General features: G+C 68.3%; 18 protein-coding genes and 1 tRNA gene. 9 read left to right on the top strand and 10 right to left on the bottom strand.

The features are described from left to right. Window positions 1-6 precede the first annotated feature (6 nt). Window positions 7-549, bottom strand: coding sequence for a molybdopterin-dependent oxidoreductase (locus BLV60_RS25205; protein WP_143042636.1), 543 nt, complete (start codon window positions 547-549; stop codon window positions 7-9). A gap of 113 nt (window positions 550-662) precedes the next feature. Between BLV60_RS25205 and BLV60_RS25200 the strand changes: the two genes are divergently transcribed. Both BLV60_RS25200 and tsaA read left to right on the top strand, forming a co-directional pair. Then, window positions 663-1,010: a winged helix-turn-helix domain-containing protein gene (locus tag BLV60_RS25200; RefSeq protein WP_093058016.1), complete on the top strand. Its 348-nt coding sequence runs from the start codon at window positions 663-665 to the stop codon at window positions 1,008-1,010. Then, the gene (tsaA, locus tag BLV60_RS25195) at window positions 1,007-1,501 is read left to right on the top strand and encodes a tRNA (N6-threonylcarbamoyladenosine(37)-N6)-methyltransferase TrmO (RefSeq protein ID WP_093058015.1); all 495 of its coding nucleotides are present in this window, start codon (window positions 1,007-1,009) and stop codon (window positions 1,499-1,501) included. Before BLV60_RS25200 ends, tsaA begins: the two co-directional genes overlap by 4 nt. On the opposite strand, the gene BLV60_RS25190 is transcribed toward tsaA, so the two are convergent. Both BLV60_RS25190 and BLV60_RS25185 read right to left on the bottom strand, forming a co-directional pair. Further along, on the bottom strand, window positions 1,462-2,109 hold the full coding sequence (locus tag BLV60_RS25190) for a nitroreductase family protein (RefSeq protein ID WP_256329573.1): 648 nt from the start codon (window positions 2,107-2,109) through the stop codon (window positions 1,462-1,464). The genes tsaA and BLV60_RS25190 overlap by 40 nt on opposite strands. A 17-nt stretch (window positions 2,110-2,126) precedes the next feature. Next, window positions 2,127-2,369, bottom strand: a complete 243-nt coding sequence (locus BLV60_RS25185; protein ID WP_093058014.1) for a hypothetical protein — start codon at window positions 2,367-2,369, stop codon at window positions 2,127-2,129. A 108-nt stretch (window positions 2,370-2,477) separates the two neighbouring features. Between BLV60_RS25185 and modB the strand changes: the two genes are divergently transcribed. The 6 genes from modB to fdhD all read left to right on the top strand — a co-directional run bounded on the left by modB (window position 2,478) and on the right by fdhD (window position 8,437). Beyond that, window positions 2,478-3,161: a molybdate ABC transporter permease subunit gene (gene modB, locus BLV60_RS25180; RefSeq protein WP_093058013.1), complete on the top strand. Its 684-nt coding sequence runs from the start codon at window positions 2,478-2,480 to the stop codon at window positions 3,159-3,161. Between the two features lie 28 nt (window positions 3,162-3,189). Then, window positions 3,190-3,939 (top strand): molybdate ABC transporter substrate-binding protein, encoded by a 750-nt coding sequence (modA, locus tag BLV60_RS25175; RefSeq protein ID WP_093058012.1) that lies wholly within the window; start codon window positions 3,190-3,192, stop codon window positions 3,937-3,939. Further along, window positions 3,936-4,727: an ABC transporter ATP-binding protein gene (locus BLV60_RS25170; RefSeq protein WP_093058011.1), complete on the top strand. Its 792-nt coding sequence runs from the start codon at window positions 3,936-3,938 to the stop codon at window positions 4,725-4,727. Before modA ends, BLV60_RS25170 begins: the two co-directional genes overlap by 4 nt. Before the next feature lie 84 nt (window positions 4,728-4,811). Then, window positions 4,812-7,172 carry an FdhF/YdeP family oxidoreductase gene (locus tag BLV60_RS25165; protein WP_093058010.1) on the top strand — a complete coding sequence of 787 codons (2,361 nt, stop codon included), beginning with the start codon at window positions 4,812-4,814 and terminating at the stop codon, window positions 7,170-7,172. Between the two features lie 28 nt (window positions 7,173-7,200). Continuing rightward, the gene (locus BLV60_RS25160; RefSeq protein WP_093058009.1) at window positions 7,201-7,488 is read left to right on the top strand and encodes a hypothetical protein; all 288 of its coding nucleotides are present in this window, start codon (window positions 7,201-7,203) and stop codon (window positions 7,486-7,488) included. Between the two features lie 31 nt (window positions 7,489-7,519). Continuing rightward, the gene (gene fdhD, locus BLV60_RS25155; RefSeq protein WP_093058008.1) at window positions 7,520-8,437 is read left to right on the top strand and encodes a formate dehydrogenase accessory sulfurtransferase FdhD; all 918 of its coding nucleotides are present in this window, start codon (window positions 7,520-7,522) and stop codon (window positions 8,435-8,437) included. On the opposite strand, the gene mnmH is transcribed toward fdhD, so the two are convergent. The 5 genes from mnmH to BLV60_RS25130 are packed head-to-tail and all read right to left on the bottom strand — an operon-like array spanning window position 8,371 to window position 12,782. Further along, entirely contained in the window at window positions 8,371-9,441 is a 1,071-nt protein-coding gene (mnmH, locus tag BLV60_RS25150) for a tRNA 2-selenouridine(34) synthase MnmH (RefSeq protein ID WP_093058007.1), read from the bottom strand. The genes fdhD and mnmH overlap by 67 nt on opposite strands. A 33-nt stretch (window positions 9,442-9,474) precedes the next feature. Continuing rightward, a complete protein-coding gene (gene phnE, locus BLV60_RS25145) occupies window positions 9,475-10,275 on the bottom strand; it encodes a phosphonate ABC transporter, permease protein PhnE (RefSeq protein ID WP_093058006.1) in 801 nt (266 codons plus the stop codon). Then, on the bottom strand, window positions 10,272-11,102 hold the full coding sequence (locus tag BLV60_RS25140; RefSeq protein WP_093058005.1) for a PhnE/PtxC family ABC transporter permease: 831 nt from the start codon (window positions 11,100-11,102) through the stop codon (window positions 10,272-10,274). The genes phnE and BLV60_RS25140 overlap by 4 nt, the downstream gene beginning before the upstream one ends. Continuing rightward, a complete protein-coding gene (locus BLV60_RS25135; RefSeq protein ID WP_093058004.1) occupies window positions 11,099-11,914 on the bottom strand; it encodes a phosphonate ABC transporter ATP-binding protein in 816 nt (271 codons plus the stop codon). The genes BLV60_RS25140 and BLV60_RS25135 overlap by 4 nt, the downstream gene beginning before the upstream one ends. Before the next feature lie 10 nt (window positions 11,915-11,924). Further along, on the bottom strand, window positions 11,925-12,782 hold the full coding sequence (locus BLV60_RS25130; RefSeq protein WP_093058003.1) for a putative selenate ABC transporter substrate-binding protein: 858 nt from the start codon (window positions 12,780-12,782) through the stop codon (window positions 11,925-11,927). Window positions 12,783-12,865: 83 nt separating this feature from the next. Between BLV60_RS25130 and selD the strand changes: the two genes are divergently transcribed. Further along, window positions 12,866-13,933: a selenide, water dikinase SelD gene (selD, locus tag BLV60_RS25125; protein WP_256329572.1), complete on the top strand. Its 1,068-nt coding sequence runs from the start codon at window positions 12,866-12,868 to the stop codon at window positions 13,931-13,933. A gap of 147 nt (window positions 13,934-14,080) precedes the next feature. Here selD and BLV60_RS25120 read toward each other — a convergent pair. Further along, window positions 14,081-14,173, bottom strand: a tRNA-Sec gene (locus tag BLV60_RS25120). 14 nt (window positions 14,174-14,187) lie between these two features. Continuing rightward, a complete protein-coding gene (gene selB, locus BLV60_RS25115) occupies window positions 14,188-16,095 on the bottom strand; it encodes a selenocysteine-specific translation elongation factor (protein ID WP_093058002.1) in 1,908 nt (635 codons plus the stop codon). Window positions 16,096-16,097 lie beyond the last annotated feature (2 nt).

Genomic DNA, 16,097 nt, shown 5'->3' with positions numbered 1-16,097 from the left:
GAGCGATCAGCGGCCCGAGGGCTGTGCGGCGAACACTTCGATCGCCGCCAGCCGGGCCACCGAACGGCCCGGCTTCACATCGCCGGCTACCACCAGCCGCGCCATGCCGTTGCGACCCAGCGGCGTGCCGTTCAGGCTGTAGGCAACCAGCGCCATGCGGTTGCCGGATTCGGGTGCGATCTCCGCGAGCGAGACCACCGCACGGTAGCCGTCGCTGCCGACCACCACCGCATACATCGAGAGCACCGGGTTGCGCACCGCGGTGTCCGGCTTGAGGCCGACCGACGCATCGTTCAGCAGGGTCCACAGGCTCACGCCGGTGTAGGTGTTGCTGCCGACAGTCAGCGTGACGGCGGGCTGAGCCTGCAGGGCTGCGAGGTCGAAGGTGGCGCGCTTGCCGACGATGCCCGAGACGGTGAAGGAGGGCGAGATGCCTTCGTTGGTGGCGGCCGTAACGTGCGGCGTCATGGCGCCTGTCTGTGGGCTGCCGCCGGCACAACCTGCGAGCACGGTCAACAGGGACAACAGGAACAGGGTGCGGTCTTTCACTGGAACTCCTCGTTTCCCCAAGGCGGGTAGCGTCGTATTCATTCTTGCATGGCGACGGCCGCCCAACGCGGGCGGACAATGGCGGCCCGCATTGGTTTACGCTTGGCGCCAACATGAAATCCAAAGTCCAGTTCCGTCTGCGCGTCTACCGGGACGACACCATCGCCATCGGCCCCGGCAAGATCGCCGTGCTCGAAGCCGTGGCCGAGACCGGCTCGATCTCGGCGGCCGCCCGGCTGCTGGGCATGTCGTATCGCCGGGCCTGGATGCTGATCGACGAGATGAACCAGTCGCTGGCCTCGCCGGCCGTGAACACCGCCGCCGGCGGCTCGCGCGGCGGCGGCACGGCGCTGACGCCGGTGGGCGAGGAAATCGTCAAGCACTACCGGGCCATCGAGAACGCGGCGCGCCTTGCCACGGCGGCCGACATTCGTGCGCTGACGCGCCTGCTGGCGCCATGAGCTCCGAGGCCGCCGATGTCGTCTGCCGCCCGGTCGGCCTGGTGCGCAGCCGCTTCACGGAGGCCACCGGCATGCCGATCCAGACGGCCGGCGCACCCGAAGAAACGGGGCGCGTCGAAGTGTTCGCCGAGTTCGCGCCGGGCCTGCGCGACATCGAAGGCTTCGACTACCTGATCCTCGTCACCCACCTGCACCAGTGCGCACACGAGCGCCTGGAGGTGGTGCCCTTTCTGGACAACGCATTGCACGGCGTCTTCGCCACGCGCGCGCCCGCAAGGCCGAACCGGCTGGGCCTGTCGATCGTGCGGCTCACCTCGGTGGAGGGCACCACGCTGCACTTCAGCGGCAACGACATGATGGACGGCACGCCCGTGCTCGACATCAAGCCCTATGTGCCGAAGTTCGACGTGCGCGAGACCGACCGCATCGGCTGGTTCGGCGCCAGGCTCGATCAACTGCCGCGCACCCGCTCCGACGGCAGGATGGGCTGATCGGGCGGGGTGCCTTCCGGCGGGTCCTGCCAGCCTTGCCAGCACGACCACACGCTCTGCGACAGCACCTCGCGCGCCTGCGGCGGTGCTTCGCCGATGCTGCCCATGCTGATGAAGCCCGCGAGGTATTCGCCCGGCAGCACGCCTACCTGCCGCGCCAGCGTTTCGTCGAAGCAGCGTTCGCCGCTCAGCACGATGGCGCCATAGCCCAGCTGGTGCGCGGCGCTCAGCAGATTGCCGAGCGCCGCGCCCGCGCTCAGCCACTGTTCGCGCGCCGGGATCTTGCTGCGTTCGCGCGGCGACACCACGAAACCCAGCAGCAGCGGCGGCCGAGTGGCATGTTCGCGTGCGCGCTTCAGGTCGGCGGGGCTGGCCAGTGGATCGCGCCGCAGTTTTTCCTGCTCGAAGCACCAGGCCAGCGCTTCGCGGTTCTGCGGGCGGAACTCGATCACGCGCCACGGATGCAGGCCGCCATGGTCGGGCGCGCGCAGGCCGGCCTGGAGGATCGCGTCGAGTTCATCGGGGTTGGGGCCGGGCGGCTGCAGGCGACGCGGCGACACCGAGCGCCGCGTCAGCAAAACTTCGAGGATGCGCTCCGCACCCGTCATGTGCCTCCACATGCGCGTCACTGCTCCCGGTGGTCGACCCACACCGCCTGGCGGCGCAGCACCTCGCCGATGTCGCCGGCGTCGGCCGTTGCCACGAAGAAGGACTGGCTCGCGCCATCGGGGCCGGTGATGGACAGCACGAAGCCTTCTGCATCCATGGTGCGCTCGATGCGCCATTCCTGCACCTGCGTCACATGGTGGCGAAGCTCCGGCCGGCCGGAGATCGAGCGAACAACGGTGTCGTGGATGGAAGGGCGCATGGGTGGGATGTCTCCTACGCTGTATTCCTCAGTATATGAAGACTCATGGCTTTGCGCACCCCCGTGAGAACCTTAGGGCTCATCGTGTAACAATCTCGCCGTATTTTCATGAACACGACGAACTCGCTCATCGCTTCGACCGACTGGTTTCCGCTGGTGCTGTCGCTCAAGGTCGCCGCCGTGGCGACCCTGCTGGCGCTGATCGTCGGCGTGGCGCTGGGCTGGGTGTTCGCACGCAAGAAGTTCTTCGGCGCCACCGTGCTCGAGGCCGTGTTCATGCTGCCGCTGGTGCTGCCGCCCACGGTGATCGGCTACGCGATTCTCGTGGCGGCTGGGCGCCGCAGCCCGCTGGGCGCGTGGCTGCGCGAGCACCTCGACTACACCATCATCTTCAGCTGGCACGGCGCCGTCGTGGCCTCGGCCGTGGTTGCGCTGCCGCTGGTGCTCAAGTCGGCCAGCGCGGCGTTTTCGGGCGTCGACCGCTCGCTCGAAGCGGCGGCAAGCACGCTGCGGCAGTCGCCGTTTTCGGTTTTCCTGCGCGTCACGCTGCCGCTGGCCTGGCCCGGCATCCTGGCCGGCACGCTGCTCGCGTTCGCGCGCGCCATGGGCGAATTTGGCGCGTCGCTGATGGTGGCCGGCTCCATCCCCAAGCAGACGCAGACGCTTTCGATGGCCATCTATGACGCGGTGCAGGCAGGGCACGACGACCTTGCGCTGCTGCTGGTCATCGTGACTTCGCTGCTGTCGATCACCGTGCTGGTGCTGTCGAACCGCTTCTTCTCTCTTCGCTGATTTCATTTTCAATAATCTGGAGTTGCCCATGCGTCCGTTTCGCTTTCTGTCGTTGGTTCTTGCACTCGCCTTGCCGCTGGTTGCGGGCGCCCAGCAGATCACCGTGTCCGCCGCTGCCAGCCTGACCGACGCATTCAAGGAAATCGGCCCCAAGTTCGAGGCTGCCAAGACGGGTGCCACGGTGCGCTTCAATTTCGCGGCCTCGGGCGTGCTGCTGCAGCAGATCGGCCAGGGCGCACCGGTGGACGTGTTCGCCAGCGCCGACCAGGAAACGATGAACCGCGGCGTCGAGCAAAAGGCGATCGACGCCGCCACGCGCAAGGACTTCGTCACCAACAGCCTGGTGCTGATCGAGCCCGCCAAGGAAGGCGTGGGCCTCAAGACGCTGCAGGACCTGGGCGGCGCCAACGTGAAGAAGATCGCCGTCGGCAAGGTCGCCACCGTGCCGGTCGGCCGCTACACCAAGCAGGTGCTGGACAACGCCAACCTCTGGACCACGCTCGAACCCAAGTTCGTGCAGGCCGACAGCGTGCGCCAGGTGCTCGACTACGTGAGCCGTGGCGAAGTCGAGGCCGGTTTCGTCTACCGCACCGACGCGGCCGTGGCCGGCGACAAGGTGAAGATCGCCTTCACGCCCACCGGCCACACACCCGTGACCTACCCCATCGCCGTGGTCGCCGAGAGCAAGCAGAAAGCGCTGGCCGGCGACTTCATCGCCTTCCTCTCGACGCCTGCCGCGCAGGAAGTGCTCACGCGCTACGGATTCGGCAAGCCATGATCGATGTCGATCTGAAGCTCACGGTGGCCGACGGCCGTCGGCGCTTCGATCTGGCGGTGCGTTTCGCGACGGACGTGCCCTTTGCCGCGCTCTACGGCCCCTCGGGTGCGGGCAAGTCGCTGACCTTGCAGGCCATTGCCGGCCTGCTGCATCCTTCGTCGGGCCACGTGCGGCTCGACGGCCGCACGCTGTACGACTCGGCCCAGGGCATCGACGTGCCCGCGCCGGCGCGGCGCATCGGCTACCTGTTCCAGGACTACGCGCTGTTCCCGCACCTGAGCGTGCGCGAGAACGTGGCCTTCGGGCTGACCGCATGGCACCGCCGCAAGCCGGCCGCGAAAGACGCCGAACGCGTGCACGCCCTGCTCGAAAGCTTCGGCCTCGCGGCATTGGCCGACAGCCGGCCGCAGAACCTGTCGGGCGGCCAGCAGCAGCGCGTGGCGCTCGCGCGCGCGCTGGCCTGCGAGCCGCAGGTGCTGCTGCTCGACGAGCCCTTTGCCGCGCTCAACCCCATGCTGCGCGCGGAATTGCGCAACGAGCTCGCGCAGGTACGCAGGCAGTGGGGCATTCCGGTGCTGATGATCACGCACGACATCGAGGACGTGCTCGCGCTGGCCGACGTGGCCTTCGTCTACAAGGATGGGCAGGTGGTGCGCGAGATCGACCTGCACAACGCAGAAAGCCGTGACTTTGCGCTGCGCGATATCGCTGGCGTGCAGGCTGTTGAAGAGACGCCGCTGCGCAGCAAGCTGCGCGGGCTGCTGATGCAAGACACGCGAGGCGCCTGAGACCCCGCTTCATTTCCTTTTTGAATCGCCGCATGTCCCGATTCAATTTGACGCTCCGCAGGCCCACGGCGAACACTCGCCGGCATGAGCAGTGAGCAGAAGATCGAGTTTTACAAGGGCCCTGCGGGCGGTTGGGGCGCACTGCGCAGCGTGACGGCCGCGCTGTTGCGGCAGGACATTCCCATCAAGGGCGCGAAGACGCTGCTGTCGGCCAACCAGCCCGACGGTTTCGACTGCCCCGGCTGCGCCTGGCCCGACCGCAACCACGCCTCGACCTTCGAGTTCTGCGAGAACGGCGTCAAGGCCGTGGCCGCCGAAGCCACCGCGCGCCGCGCCGGTCCCGAGCTGTTCGCAAAGCACACCGTGGCCGAACTCGCTGAGCAAAGCGACTTCTGGCTTGAAGACCAGGGCCGCCTCACGCACCCCATGGCCTACGACGCGACCAGCGACAAATACGTGCCCATCGAATGGGACGATGCCTTCGCGCGCATCGCGAAGCATCTGAACGCGCTGCCCGACCCGAACCAGGCCATCTTCTACACCTCGGGCCGTGCGAGCAACGAGGCGGCCTTTCTGTACCAGCTGTTCGTGCGCGAGTACGGCACCAACAATTTTCCCGATTGCTCGAACATGTGCCACGAGCCCAGCGGCAGCGGCATGCGTCCGCAGTTCGGCGTGGGCAAGGGCACGGTCACGCTCGACGACTTCGAGAAGGCCGACGCGATCTTCATCTTCGGCCAGAACCCCGGCACCAACCATCCGCGCATGCTCGGCGAGTTGCGCTCGGCTTCCAGGCGCGGCGCGCGCATCGTGAGCTTCAACCCGCTGCGCGAGCGCGGACTGGAGCGCTTTGCCGACCCGCAGGACAAGCTCGAGATGGCGACCATGGGCTCCACGCCCATCAGCACGCACTACTTCCAGCTGCGCGTGGGCGGCGACTTCTCCGTCATCAAGGGGATGATGAAGCACGTCATCGAGCGCGAAGACGAAGCGGTCGCGCGCGGCGAGCCTTCGGTGCTCGACCATGAATTCATCGCCACCCACACCACCGGCTTCGAGGCGCTGGCGGCTGATCTGCGCGCCGAGTCGTGGGACATCCTGGTGCAGGAGTCGGGCCTGAGCGAAGCGCAGATCCGCGCCGCGGCCGATGTGTACCTGGGCGCCAAGCGGGTCATCGCCTGCTGGGGCATGGGCATCACGCAGCACCAGCATTCGGTCGCCACCATCCAGATGATCGGCAACTGGCTCATGCTGTGCGGCCACATGGGCCGCGAAGGCGCGGGTGCATGCCCGGTGCGCGGCCACAGCAACGTGCAGGGCGACCGCACCATGGGCATCTGGGAAAAGCCGCCGGCAGCGCTGCTCGACCGCCTGCAGAAGGTGTTCGACTTCGAGCCGCCGCGGCAGAACGGCGTCGACACGGTCGAGGCCATCCGGCTCATGCTCGAGGGCAAGGGCAAGGTGTTCTTCGCGCTCGGCGGCAACTTTGCGGCCGCCACGCCCGACACCTACCAGACCTGGAAGGCGCTGCAGCAGTGCGACCTGACGGTGCACGTGACCACCAAGCTCAACCGCAGCCACGTGGTCCACGGGCGCGAGGCGCTGATACTGCCTTGCCTGGGCCGCACCGAGATCGACATGCAGGCTGCCGGCCCGCAGGGCGTGACGGTGGAAGACTCGATGAGCATGGTGCACATCTCGATGGGCATCAACCCGCCTGCGTCGCAGCACCTGCTGTCGGAGCCGGCCATCGTGGCGCAGCTTGCGGCCGCCACCATCGGCGCGCGCAGCAAGACGCCGTGGCTGTGGCTCGTCGAAGACTACGCACGCATCCGCGACAAGATCGAAGCCGTGTTCGACGACTTCAAGGACTTCAACACGCGCGTGGCGCACCCCGGTGGCTTCCGCCTGCGCAACACCGCAAGCGAGCGCGTGTGGAACACCGCGTCGAAGAAGGCCGTGTTCTTCACGCACGCCGTGCCGCTGGACACCCATTCGCACCGCGCCCGCGCGCGCTTCGCGAAGAAGGGCGACACCATCGTCTTCACGCTGCTGACCACGCGTTCGCACGACCAGTACAACACCACCATCTACGGCATGGACGACCGCTACCGCGGCGTGTTCGGCCAGCGCCGCGTGGTGTTCATCAACAAGGAAGACATCCACAAGCTCGGCATGAAGGACGGCGACTGGGTCGACATCCAGACCGTGTGGAACGACGGCCAGGAGCGCCGCGCCGACCGCTTCAAGCTGGTGGCCTACGACATCCCGCGCGGCAACATCGCAGCCTACTACCCCGAGACCAATCCGCTGGTGCCGCTGTCGTCGGTGGCCGAGAACGCGGGCACGCCGACCTCCAAGTCGATTCCCGTGGTGCTGGTGCCGCACGAGCTGCCGATCCAGAAGCTGGCGGAGGACCAGGCGGACGGGATGGTGGCTGCATGAGCCACCGGGCCGCTGCGCAGGCGATCAGATGAGCGCCTTGCTCCAGGACGACCTTTCCGTGGCGATCCTGCGCATGCTCGCGCAGGCGCCGGACGACGCTGGCGTTTCGCTGCCGCGCCTCGGCAAACGGCTCGGGCAGGGCGCAAGTGTGCTGATGCGCCGGCTCACGCTGATGGGCGATGCGGCCATCGGCGGCGTGCGCGGCCCCGGCTGGGTGCGCGTGGAGCAGCAGGATGGCCGCTGGGTCGCACACCTCCAGGAGCCCGGACGGGCGCAGGTGCAAACGCTGCCCCCTGAAGACGAAATGGGAGACTGAGCCGACAATGGCAGGCCCACCCGGAGCCACCATGTCGCAGCCAGACCTCGCCGATTCCGAAGACACCCTGCCACCGCTCTCCCGGCATGCCGTACACGTCTTCGGCGAGCGCGGCGTTGGGCCCGAAGGCGTGGTGCGCGACGACACCCTGGCGGCCGAGGTGCCGGTCGCGCTGGTGTTCAATGGCGTCTCGCACGCGGTGATGATGGCCACGCCGCAAGACCTCGAAGCCTTCGCGCTCGGCTTCGCGCTGAGCGAAGGCATCCTCGATACCGCCGCCGATTGCCGCGGCATTGAAGTGCATACGGTCGACGCCTCCGATGCCGGATTGCCCGAAGGCATGCCCGGCATCGAGGTGCAGCTCGAAATTTCCACCCGCAGCTTCGAACGCCTGAAAGACCGCCGCCGCAGCCTTGCCGGCCGTACCGGCTGCGGAGTGTGCGGCGTCGAGAGCTTCGCGGGGCTCGATCTCTCGCCGCAGCGCGTGCCGCAACGCGACTGGATCGAACGCGTCGACCTGGCGACGGTGCTGCGCGCCTTCGCAGCCATGTCGCCGCGCCAAGTCCTCAACGCCGAAGCCGGCGCGATCCATGCCGCAGCATGGGCCACGGTCGGCGGTGAACTCACCGACCTGATGGAAGACGTCGGCCGCCACAACGCGCTCGACAAGCTGCTCGGCAAGCTCGCGCTGGCAGGGCGCCTCGAAGAACCGGGCTTCGTGCTGATGTCCAGCCGAGGCAGTCACGAGCTCGTGCGCAAGTGCGCGCGCCTGGGCATCGCTGCGATGGCGACCATTTCTGCGCCAACCTCGATGGGGGTGCGCATGGCCGAGCTCTGCGGCCTTCGCTTCTGGGGGCTGTGCCGCGCGCCGCGCGGTGTGCTCTATGCCGATGGACTCGCACCCTTTTCGAGCGCCAGCACGGCATCAGCAACCGCCTCGATCCCCTGATCCGACAGATCGCCCGCCGCCACGCTCTTGCGCTGAGCCCATGCCCTGAAGTGCAGCTCCTGCGACTTCTGGTAATGCGGGTCGTAATGCAGCGCCATCAGCTCCGCAAACAGATGCGGTAGATCCGCCTCATGCGCCCACTGCTGCCAGCGCGCCACCGTCTCCTTCCCCTGCATTTCCTTCAGCACGCCCATCTTGTCGGCCAGTGCCTCGCGGTCGTCGCCCAGGTAGGCGTAGTCGCGCAGCAGATAAGCCAGCCGCGCGTCGGGCGTGGCTGCCACCTCGATGCACGGCGCCGCCCGCATCCGCGCCACCAGCGACAACGGCAGCGACAGCCGCCCGATGCGGATGCTCTCGCCCTCTACATACAGCGGGCGCGAGAGGTCGACGGTTTCGAGTACCGCCGCGATCAGCGTCTCGAAGTGCTTCTGCGAAGGCTGCGCCACACCCGGCAGCGAGCCGAGCAGCGAGCCCTTGTGGCTGGCGAAATCTTCCAGGTCGAGCACCTGCGCGCCGCGCGCGGCCAGCGCGTGCAGCACGCGGGTCTTGGCGCTGCCGGTAGCGCCGCAGATCACGCGCAGGTCGAGCTTCGGGGTCAGCGTGTCGATCTGCGAGATCACGTGCCGGCGAAAGCTCTTGTAGCCGCCGGCGAGCTGCTGCGCGTCCCAGCCGACGAGGCGCAGCCACGTGACCATCGAGCCGCTGCGCATGCCGCCGCGCCAGCAGTAGACCAGCGGCTTCCAGTTCTCGGGCCGGTCGGCCAGCGTGTCGCGCAGATGCCGTGCGATGTTGGCCGCGACCATCGCGCCGCCGATGCGTCGCGCCTCGAAGGCGCCGGTCTGCACGTAGACGGTGCCGACGATGCGGCGCTCCTCGTCGTCGAGCACGGGGCAGTTGATGGCGCCGGGGATGTGGTCGAGCGCGAACTCGGCCGGGGAGCGGGCGTCGATCAGCGTATCGAAGGCGTGGCGGTCGCCGACCCGCACGGGCTGGCGATGACTCATGGCAGGAACCTCATGCCCCCGATTGTCGGGTAGTCAGGCGTATGCAGGTCCAAGGCCACGGCGCAAGCGAGCGCTCGCAAAGTCCACCAGCGTGACCAGCACGAACATCGCGATCAGCACCGTCATCGCCTGCTGCTGCTGGAAGATCGACAGGTGGAAGTACAGCAGCTGCCCCAGCCCGCCGCCGCCCACGAAGCCCAGCACTGCTGCCATGCGGATGTTCATCTCCCAGCGGTAGAGCGCGTAGGCAACCCACTGCGGCAGCACGATGGGCAGGCTGGCGTAGCTGAAGGTGGTGACGGGGTTGGCGCCCGAGAGCGTCAGCGCGTGCTCGGGTTCGCGCGGGGCGTTTTCCAGCGCTTCGGCAAACAGGCGGCCCAGCACGCCGGTGGTGTGCAGCGACAGTGCCAGCGCGCCAGCGAAAGGGCCGATGCCGGCGGCGAGCACCATCAGCGCGGCCCACACGAGTTCGGGCACGCTGCGCAGGAAGTTCAGGACGAAGCGCGCCACATGGCGCGGCAGCCAGCCGGCGCGGCCCGAGGCCGGCAACGCGAGCACCGCGCCCGCGATGGCCGCCAGCACCGTGCCAAGGGCAGACACGGCCAGCGTCTGCAACGCGCCATTGCCGACCTTGGAGAGAAACTCGGGCGACACATCGGGCGGGAAGAACTCGGCGATGAACTTGCCCATGAGCCGCAGCGACTCCGACGAGCCCAGCGCGCGGTAATCGATGCCCAGGTAGACAAAGCTCGCAATCACCGCCACACCGATCAGCAGCAGGGCAATGCGGCAACGCCAGCAAGGCGGCGGGCGTGGGGGCAGCATCGTCGTCATGCCAGCAGCCTGCGCAACGCATTGCTCAGCAGGTCGGCCAGCAGCACGAGCGCCAGGAACACCAGCAGGATGCTGCTGGCCTCGCCGCCGTTGAGCATCTTCATCGACTGGTCCATCAACTGCCCCAGTCCGCCTGCGCCGACGAAGCCCATCACCACCGACGCACGCACCGCGCATTCCCAGCGGTACACGGTGTACGAGGCCAGTTCCTGCGCCGTGTTCGGCAGCAGCCCATAGCAAAGCGCCGCGAGCCGGCCGCTGCCGCTTTCGAGCAGGGCTCGCGCGGGGCGTGTGTCGGTCGATTCGAGGATCTCGGCGTAGACCTTGCCCAGCATGCCGCCGTAGGTGATGGCCAGCGCCAGCACGCCCGCGGCGGGGCCGAGCCCGAGCGCGCGCACGAAGAGCAGAGCCCAGACAATTTCGGGAATCGCCCGCAGCACCATCAGCAGCCAGCGCGCGGCCTGCCGCACGATGCCCGCCTGCACGCGGCCGGGGCCTGGGCCAATGCGCGAGATGGAGAGAACGCGTGTCGTCACGAAGCCCAGTGGCGCGCCGATCAGCAACGCCAGCGCGGTGCCGGCCGTGGCCATCGCCAGCGTTTCGAGCGTGGCCTTGAAGAGCAGCGCGAGAAAGGCGGCCGAGCCGTCGGGTGGAAAGAAGCCCGCCAGGAAGCCGCCGATGACCGCGAGGTTGCCGCCGGCGAACAGCGCCCACGGCTTGAATTCGGACAGCGCCAACATCGGCCATGCGATGACGAGCGCGGCGACGCATCCAGCCAGCCGGCGCGCGGCGTGCGGGTCGCGGTGGGCGATGGCGGTGCTCGTCAAGGGCAGTCCGGCCGATGGAAAGCCGCTTCCATTGCCGCACTTGCCGACTGCGGCCGCTGCGTTGCGATGCCGCCTTCGCTCGCATAGAGCGCGTCGAGCATCGCGGCTGTTACTTGCGCGGCGGGCAGATCGAACATCACCTGCCCGTTGCGCATGCCGACAATGCGCGGAAACCAGCGCAGCGCGAGGTCCACCGCATGCAGCGAGGCCATCAGCGTGGCACCCGTCGATTCGCTTTGCGCGACAAGCTGGCCGATGGCGGCGTCGGCCAGCGTGGGGTCCAGCGCGGACACGGGCTCATCGGCCAGCAGCAGGGCGGGGCGCTGATACAGGGCCCGCGCAATGCCCACGCGCTGCAGCTGGCCGCCCGAAAGGCGGTCGCAGCGGTCGAACAGGCGGTCTTCCAGCGACAGGCGCGACAGCACTTCGTGCGCACCGGCAATGTCCGAGGGATGGAAGAGCGAGCCCAGCGCGCGCAGTGTCGACCACTCGCCGAGCCGACCCGCGAGCACGGCTGTGACCACGCGCAGGCGCGGCGCAATCGGCGGCGACTGGTGCACGGTGCCGATGCGGGCGCGCAGCTTCTTCAGCGCCGCGGCTGGCAATTGCCAAGGCCTGGCGCCCAAGGCCTGAACCTCGCCCTCCGTGGGCCGCAGCGCCGCGCCGAGCACGCGCAGCAGCGTGGTCTTGCCGGCGCCCGAGGGCCCGATGACGGCGATGCGTTCGCCGTCGTGCGCGGCCAGCGTCACCCCGGCCAGCGCTCGCTGGCCATTGGGGTGCACGACACCCGCGCCTTCCAGCGAAAAACTCATCCGCGCAAACTCACTTGATCAGGCCAGCCGACTTGCCCGCCGTCTCGATGCCGTCGTAGTTCGACGACTTGGTCGGAATGAATTTGCTAGCCCGCTGCAGTGCCATGATTTCCTTCTGCGCCGGGTTGGCCGGGTCGAGCTTCAGGAACGCGTCGGTCAGCTTCTTGGTAATGGCCGGATCGAGCCCCGGGCGCACCGTCCAGTTGTAGTCGTAGTAGGTCGGCGTGGTTGCCAGCACGCGCACCTTGGCGGCGTTGGGGTTCTTCGACTCGACCAGCTTGTCCCACACCGATGCGTTGAGCACGCCTGCCTCGGCGCGCGATGCGGCCACGAAGGCCACCGTGGCGTCGTGCGCGCCCGAGAAGGCGACCGTCTTGAAGTCCTTCTCGGGGTTGATGCCGGCCTGCAGCAGGAAGTAGCGCGGCATCAGGCTGCCCGAGGTGGACGAGGGCGCGCCGAAGGCGAAGGTCTTGCCCTTCAGGTCGGCCAGCGTCTTGGCGGTGCTGTCGACCGGCACGATGAACTTGCTGGTGAACACCTCGTCTTCCGCGCGCTGCACGATCGGTACCGCGCCGCCGTTGGTGCGAATGCGTGCCTGCACGAAGGTGAAGCCTCCGAGCCAGGCCAGGTCGATCTTGTTGGTGGCCAGGCCTTCGACCACGGCGGCGTAGTCGGTCACGGGCGTGAACTGCACGTCCATGCCGGTTTCCTTCTTGAGGTAGTCGCCCAGCGGTGTGAACTTGCGCTGCAGCTCGGTGGGGGCTTCGTCGGGAATGGCCGAGACGCGCAGCACGCCCTGGGCGAGGGCGCCGAAGCTGGCGGCGGAAAAGGCCAGCGCGAGCGCCACCTGGGTGAGAGTCTTCTTCATGGATGTGCCTCGAAAACGTGCAGCGGGTGTGGGAAAGGAAAGGACGGGATTGTAGAAAGCAGGGCCGCTTCGATAATCGGCCCATGAACCCAACGCTCATGAACCCGCTCGCGCCTTTGCGCCTCACGAGCTTTTCGCATGGTGGCGGCTGCGGCTGCAAGATCGCGCCCGGCGTGCTGTCGCAGATCCTCAAGAACCATGCGGGCGGCATGATCCCGCCCGAGCTCATGGTGGGCATCGAGACCGCCGACGACGCGGCGGTCTACAGGCTCAACGACCAGCAGGCGCTGATCGCCACCACCGACTTCTTCATGCCCATCGTGGACGACCCCTACGAGTTCGGCCGCATCGCCGCGACCAACGCGATCAGCGACGTGTACGCGATGGGCGGGCGCCCGATCATGGCGCTGGCCCTGGTGGCCATGCCGATCAACCAGCTGCCTGTGGAAGTCATCGCCGAGATCGTGCGCGGCGGGCAGGACGTGTGCCGCGCAGCCGGCATCCCGATTGCCGGCGGCCACACCATCGATTCGGTCGAACCGATCTACGGGCTCGTCGCCATGGGCCTCGTGCACCCCGACCGCGTGCGGCGCAATGCCGATGCGAAGGCGGGCGACGTGCTGGTGCTGGGCAAGCCGCTGGGCGTTGGCGTGCTGTCGGCCGCGCTCAAGAAAGAACAGCTCTCCGAGACCGGCTATCGCCAGCTGATCGAGAACACGACGAAGCTTAACACGCCCGGCATCGCGCTCGCGGCGCTCGACGGCGTGCATGCGCTGACCGACGTGACGGGTTTCGGCCTCGCTGGCCACACGCTCGAACTGGCGCGCGGCGCGAAGCTCAAGGCGATGATCGAATGGTCGAAGGTGCCGCTGCTCGACAACGTGGTGGTGATGGCCGCCGAGGGCATGGTCACCGGTGCCTCGGGGCGCAACTGGGCCGGCTACGGCGCCGACGTGGAGCTGGCCGCCGGCCTGCATGCCACCGCGCAGAACCTGCTGAGCGATCCGCAGACCTCGGGCGGCTTGCTCGTGAGCTGCGCGCCCGAAGCGGTCGATGCCGTGCTGAAGATCTTCCGCGACGAAGGCTTTGCGCAAGCGGCGGTCATTGGTCGTGTAGAGGCCGGTGAGCCCTCGCTGCGCGTGGTGCCCTGACAGAGCGGTCCTATGCCGACTCGTCGAGTGGGCAGTCGCCGTCGCGAGCGGTTCGAGCTTGCGCCGAGAAGCGCAGACGTACATGGGTACGTCGAGCATCGCAGGTGCAAGATCGGACCGCGCAGCAGGCGAATGCCCGCTCGACGGCGGAAGGGGGAAGGAGTCGAACCTTCCCGGCGACGACTGGCGCCACCCACTGGGTTTGAAGCCCAGCCGCCCCACCAGGGACGATCCCCTCCCATGACTCTTGTCGTTCAAGGCCTCGCCCCGAACAACGTCGTATCGGGCCGCAGCAGGTGCGTGTCCTTCACGCGCCGCGTATAGCCCACACGGTCAAAAAATTCGAGCAACTGGATTGCGCGCTTGCGTCCCAATCCCGCCGCATCGCGAAAACTCGCGGCCTGCAAGCCTTCAGGACCATCGAGGCAATCGCGCGCCAACGCCGCCAACCGCTCGATGGTCGCCAACGGATAGTACAAGTCCTTCACCACCTGAAAGGTCTCGCCACGCCGCGCGAGACTCGCGAGCGTCTGCCGCACCATCGGCTCGCTCACCGCGCAGTCCTTCGCAAGATCGCGCACCCATGGCGGATCGAAGCCGCCATCGGCCAGCCTGGGCAATAGCTTCTGTGCGAGCTTCTGTTCTGCTTCGCCGAGGCGTGCCGCATGGTCCGGCAGATGCAGCCAGGTGCCGCTGCGCACCAGCGCACCGCGCGCGACCAGCGCATCGAGCGCATGGCGCCAGAGCGCATCGTCCGCGCGTGGCCCGGCCAGCCGCTTGAGGCGGCGCGCATCGGGGCCGACTTCGTCTGGCGCGGTGCGATGGAAGTCCGCGAGGCGCCCGGTGATCTGTTCTTCAAGCATGTCCAGATGCGTTTGCGCGATGGCCGTGTGGTCGATGCGCACGGCGTCGCCGGGCAGCGGCATCGCACCTTCGTCGGCCAGCGAGAGAGCGCGCGCCATCCGTGCAATGTCGACGCCCAGCGGCGCGTTGTGCAGCAGCGCGGCCACGCGCGCATCGCGGTCGTCGATGGCCCAGGCCGCCAGCGTGCGCAGGCGCTCGGGCGTGCGGCGGTAGCGCACCGGCGCGAACGGATCGAGCACGCGCACGCCGGCCACGGTGCGCGTGGCAGAGGCATCGCGCAACACACCGCGGTCGCCATGCCATGCGCCGACTGCTTCCCGCAGCACCAGCTGTGCAAATGCCGTCTCGCCGGGCGCGAGCGCATCGCGGTCGAGCAGCGCGACAGACGCCATCACATCGCTCGCGCCGAGGTGCGCGTGCACCGTCGCGCCTGAGCGCAGAGGCTTGGCCTCGTCGGGCCACAGCGTGAGGAGCACGTCGATGCGGTCGGTGGCAAGCGCGATGGACGGTGTGCAGATCCAGTCGCCGCGATGCATCTCGTCCTTGGTGACGCCGGCCAACGCCAGCGCACAGCGCTGGCCCGCGCGCGCCGATTCGGCCTTCTGGTTCTGCGCATGGATGCCGCGCACGCGCACCGTGCGGTCGCCGGGCACCACGCGCAGTTCGTCGCCGATGCGCACCGTGCCGCTGAAGACCGTGCCTGTGACCACGGTGCCGACGCCCGACAGCGTGAAGGCGCGGTCGACGGCGAGGCGAAACGCCAGGTCGTCTTCGCGCGCGTGCTCCTGGCGCGCCACGTCGAGCAGCCGCTCCCGCAACGCATCGATGCCTTCGCCGGTCGTCGCCGACACGGCCAGCATGGGCGCCTGCGCGAGCGGCGTTGGCGCGAGCAGCGTGGCGATGTCCGCGCGTACCTCGGCGAGCCGTGCTTCGCGCACGGCCTCGTCGATGCGGTCGATCTTGGTGATGGCCACCGTCGCCTCGCGCACGCCCAGCAGCGCCACCACCGCCAGATGCTCGCGCGTCTGCGGCATCACGCCGTCGTCGGCGGCCACCACCAGCAGTGCGTGGTCGATGCCGGTCGCACCGGCCAGCATGGTGTGCAGCAGGCGCTCGTGGCCGGGCACGTCGACGAAGCCGAGCGACACGCCATCGGGCGCATGCAGGTACGCGTAGCCCAGCTCGATGGAAATGCCGCGGCGCTTTTCCTCGGGCAGCCGGTCGGTGTCGACGCCGGTGAGCGCGCGCACCAGCGTGGTCTTGCCGTGGTCGATGTGGCCTGCGGTGCCGATGATCATCG

Source organism: Variovorax sp. YR634, from assembly GCF_900106655.1.
In the GTDB taxonomy this organism is placed as follows: Bacteria; Pseudomonadota; Gammaproteobacteria; order Burkholderiales; family Burkholderiaceae_C; genus Variovorax.
This window is presented reverse-complemented; position numbering and strand designations above follow the sequence as displayed.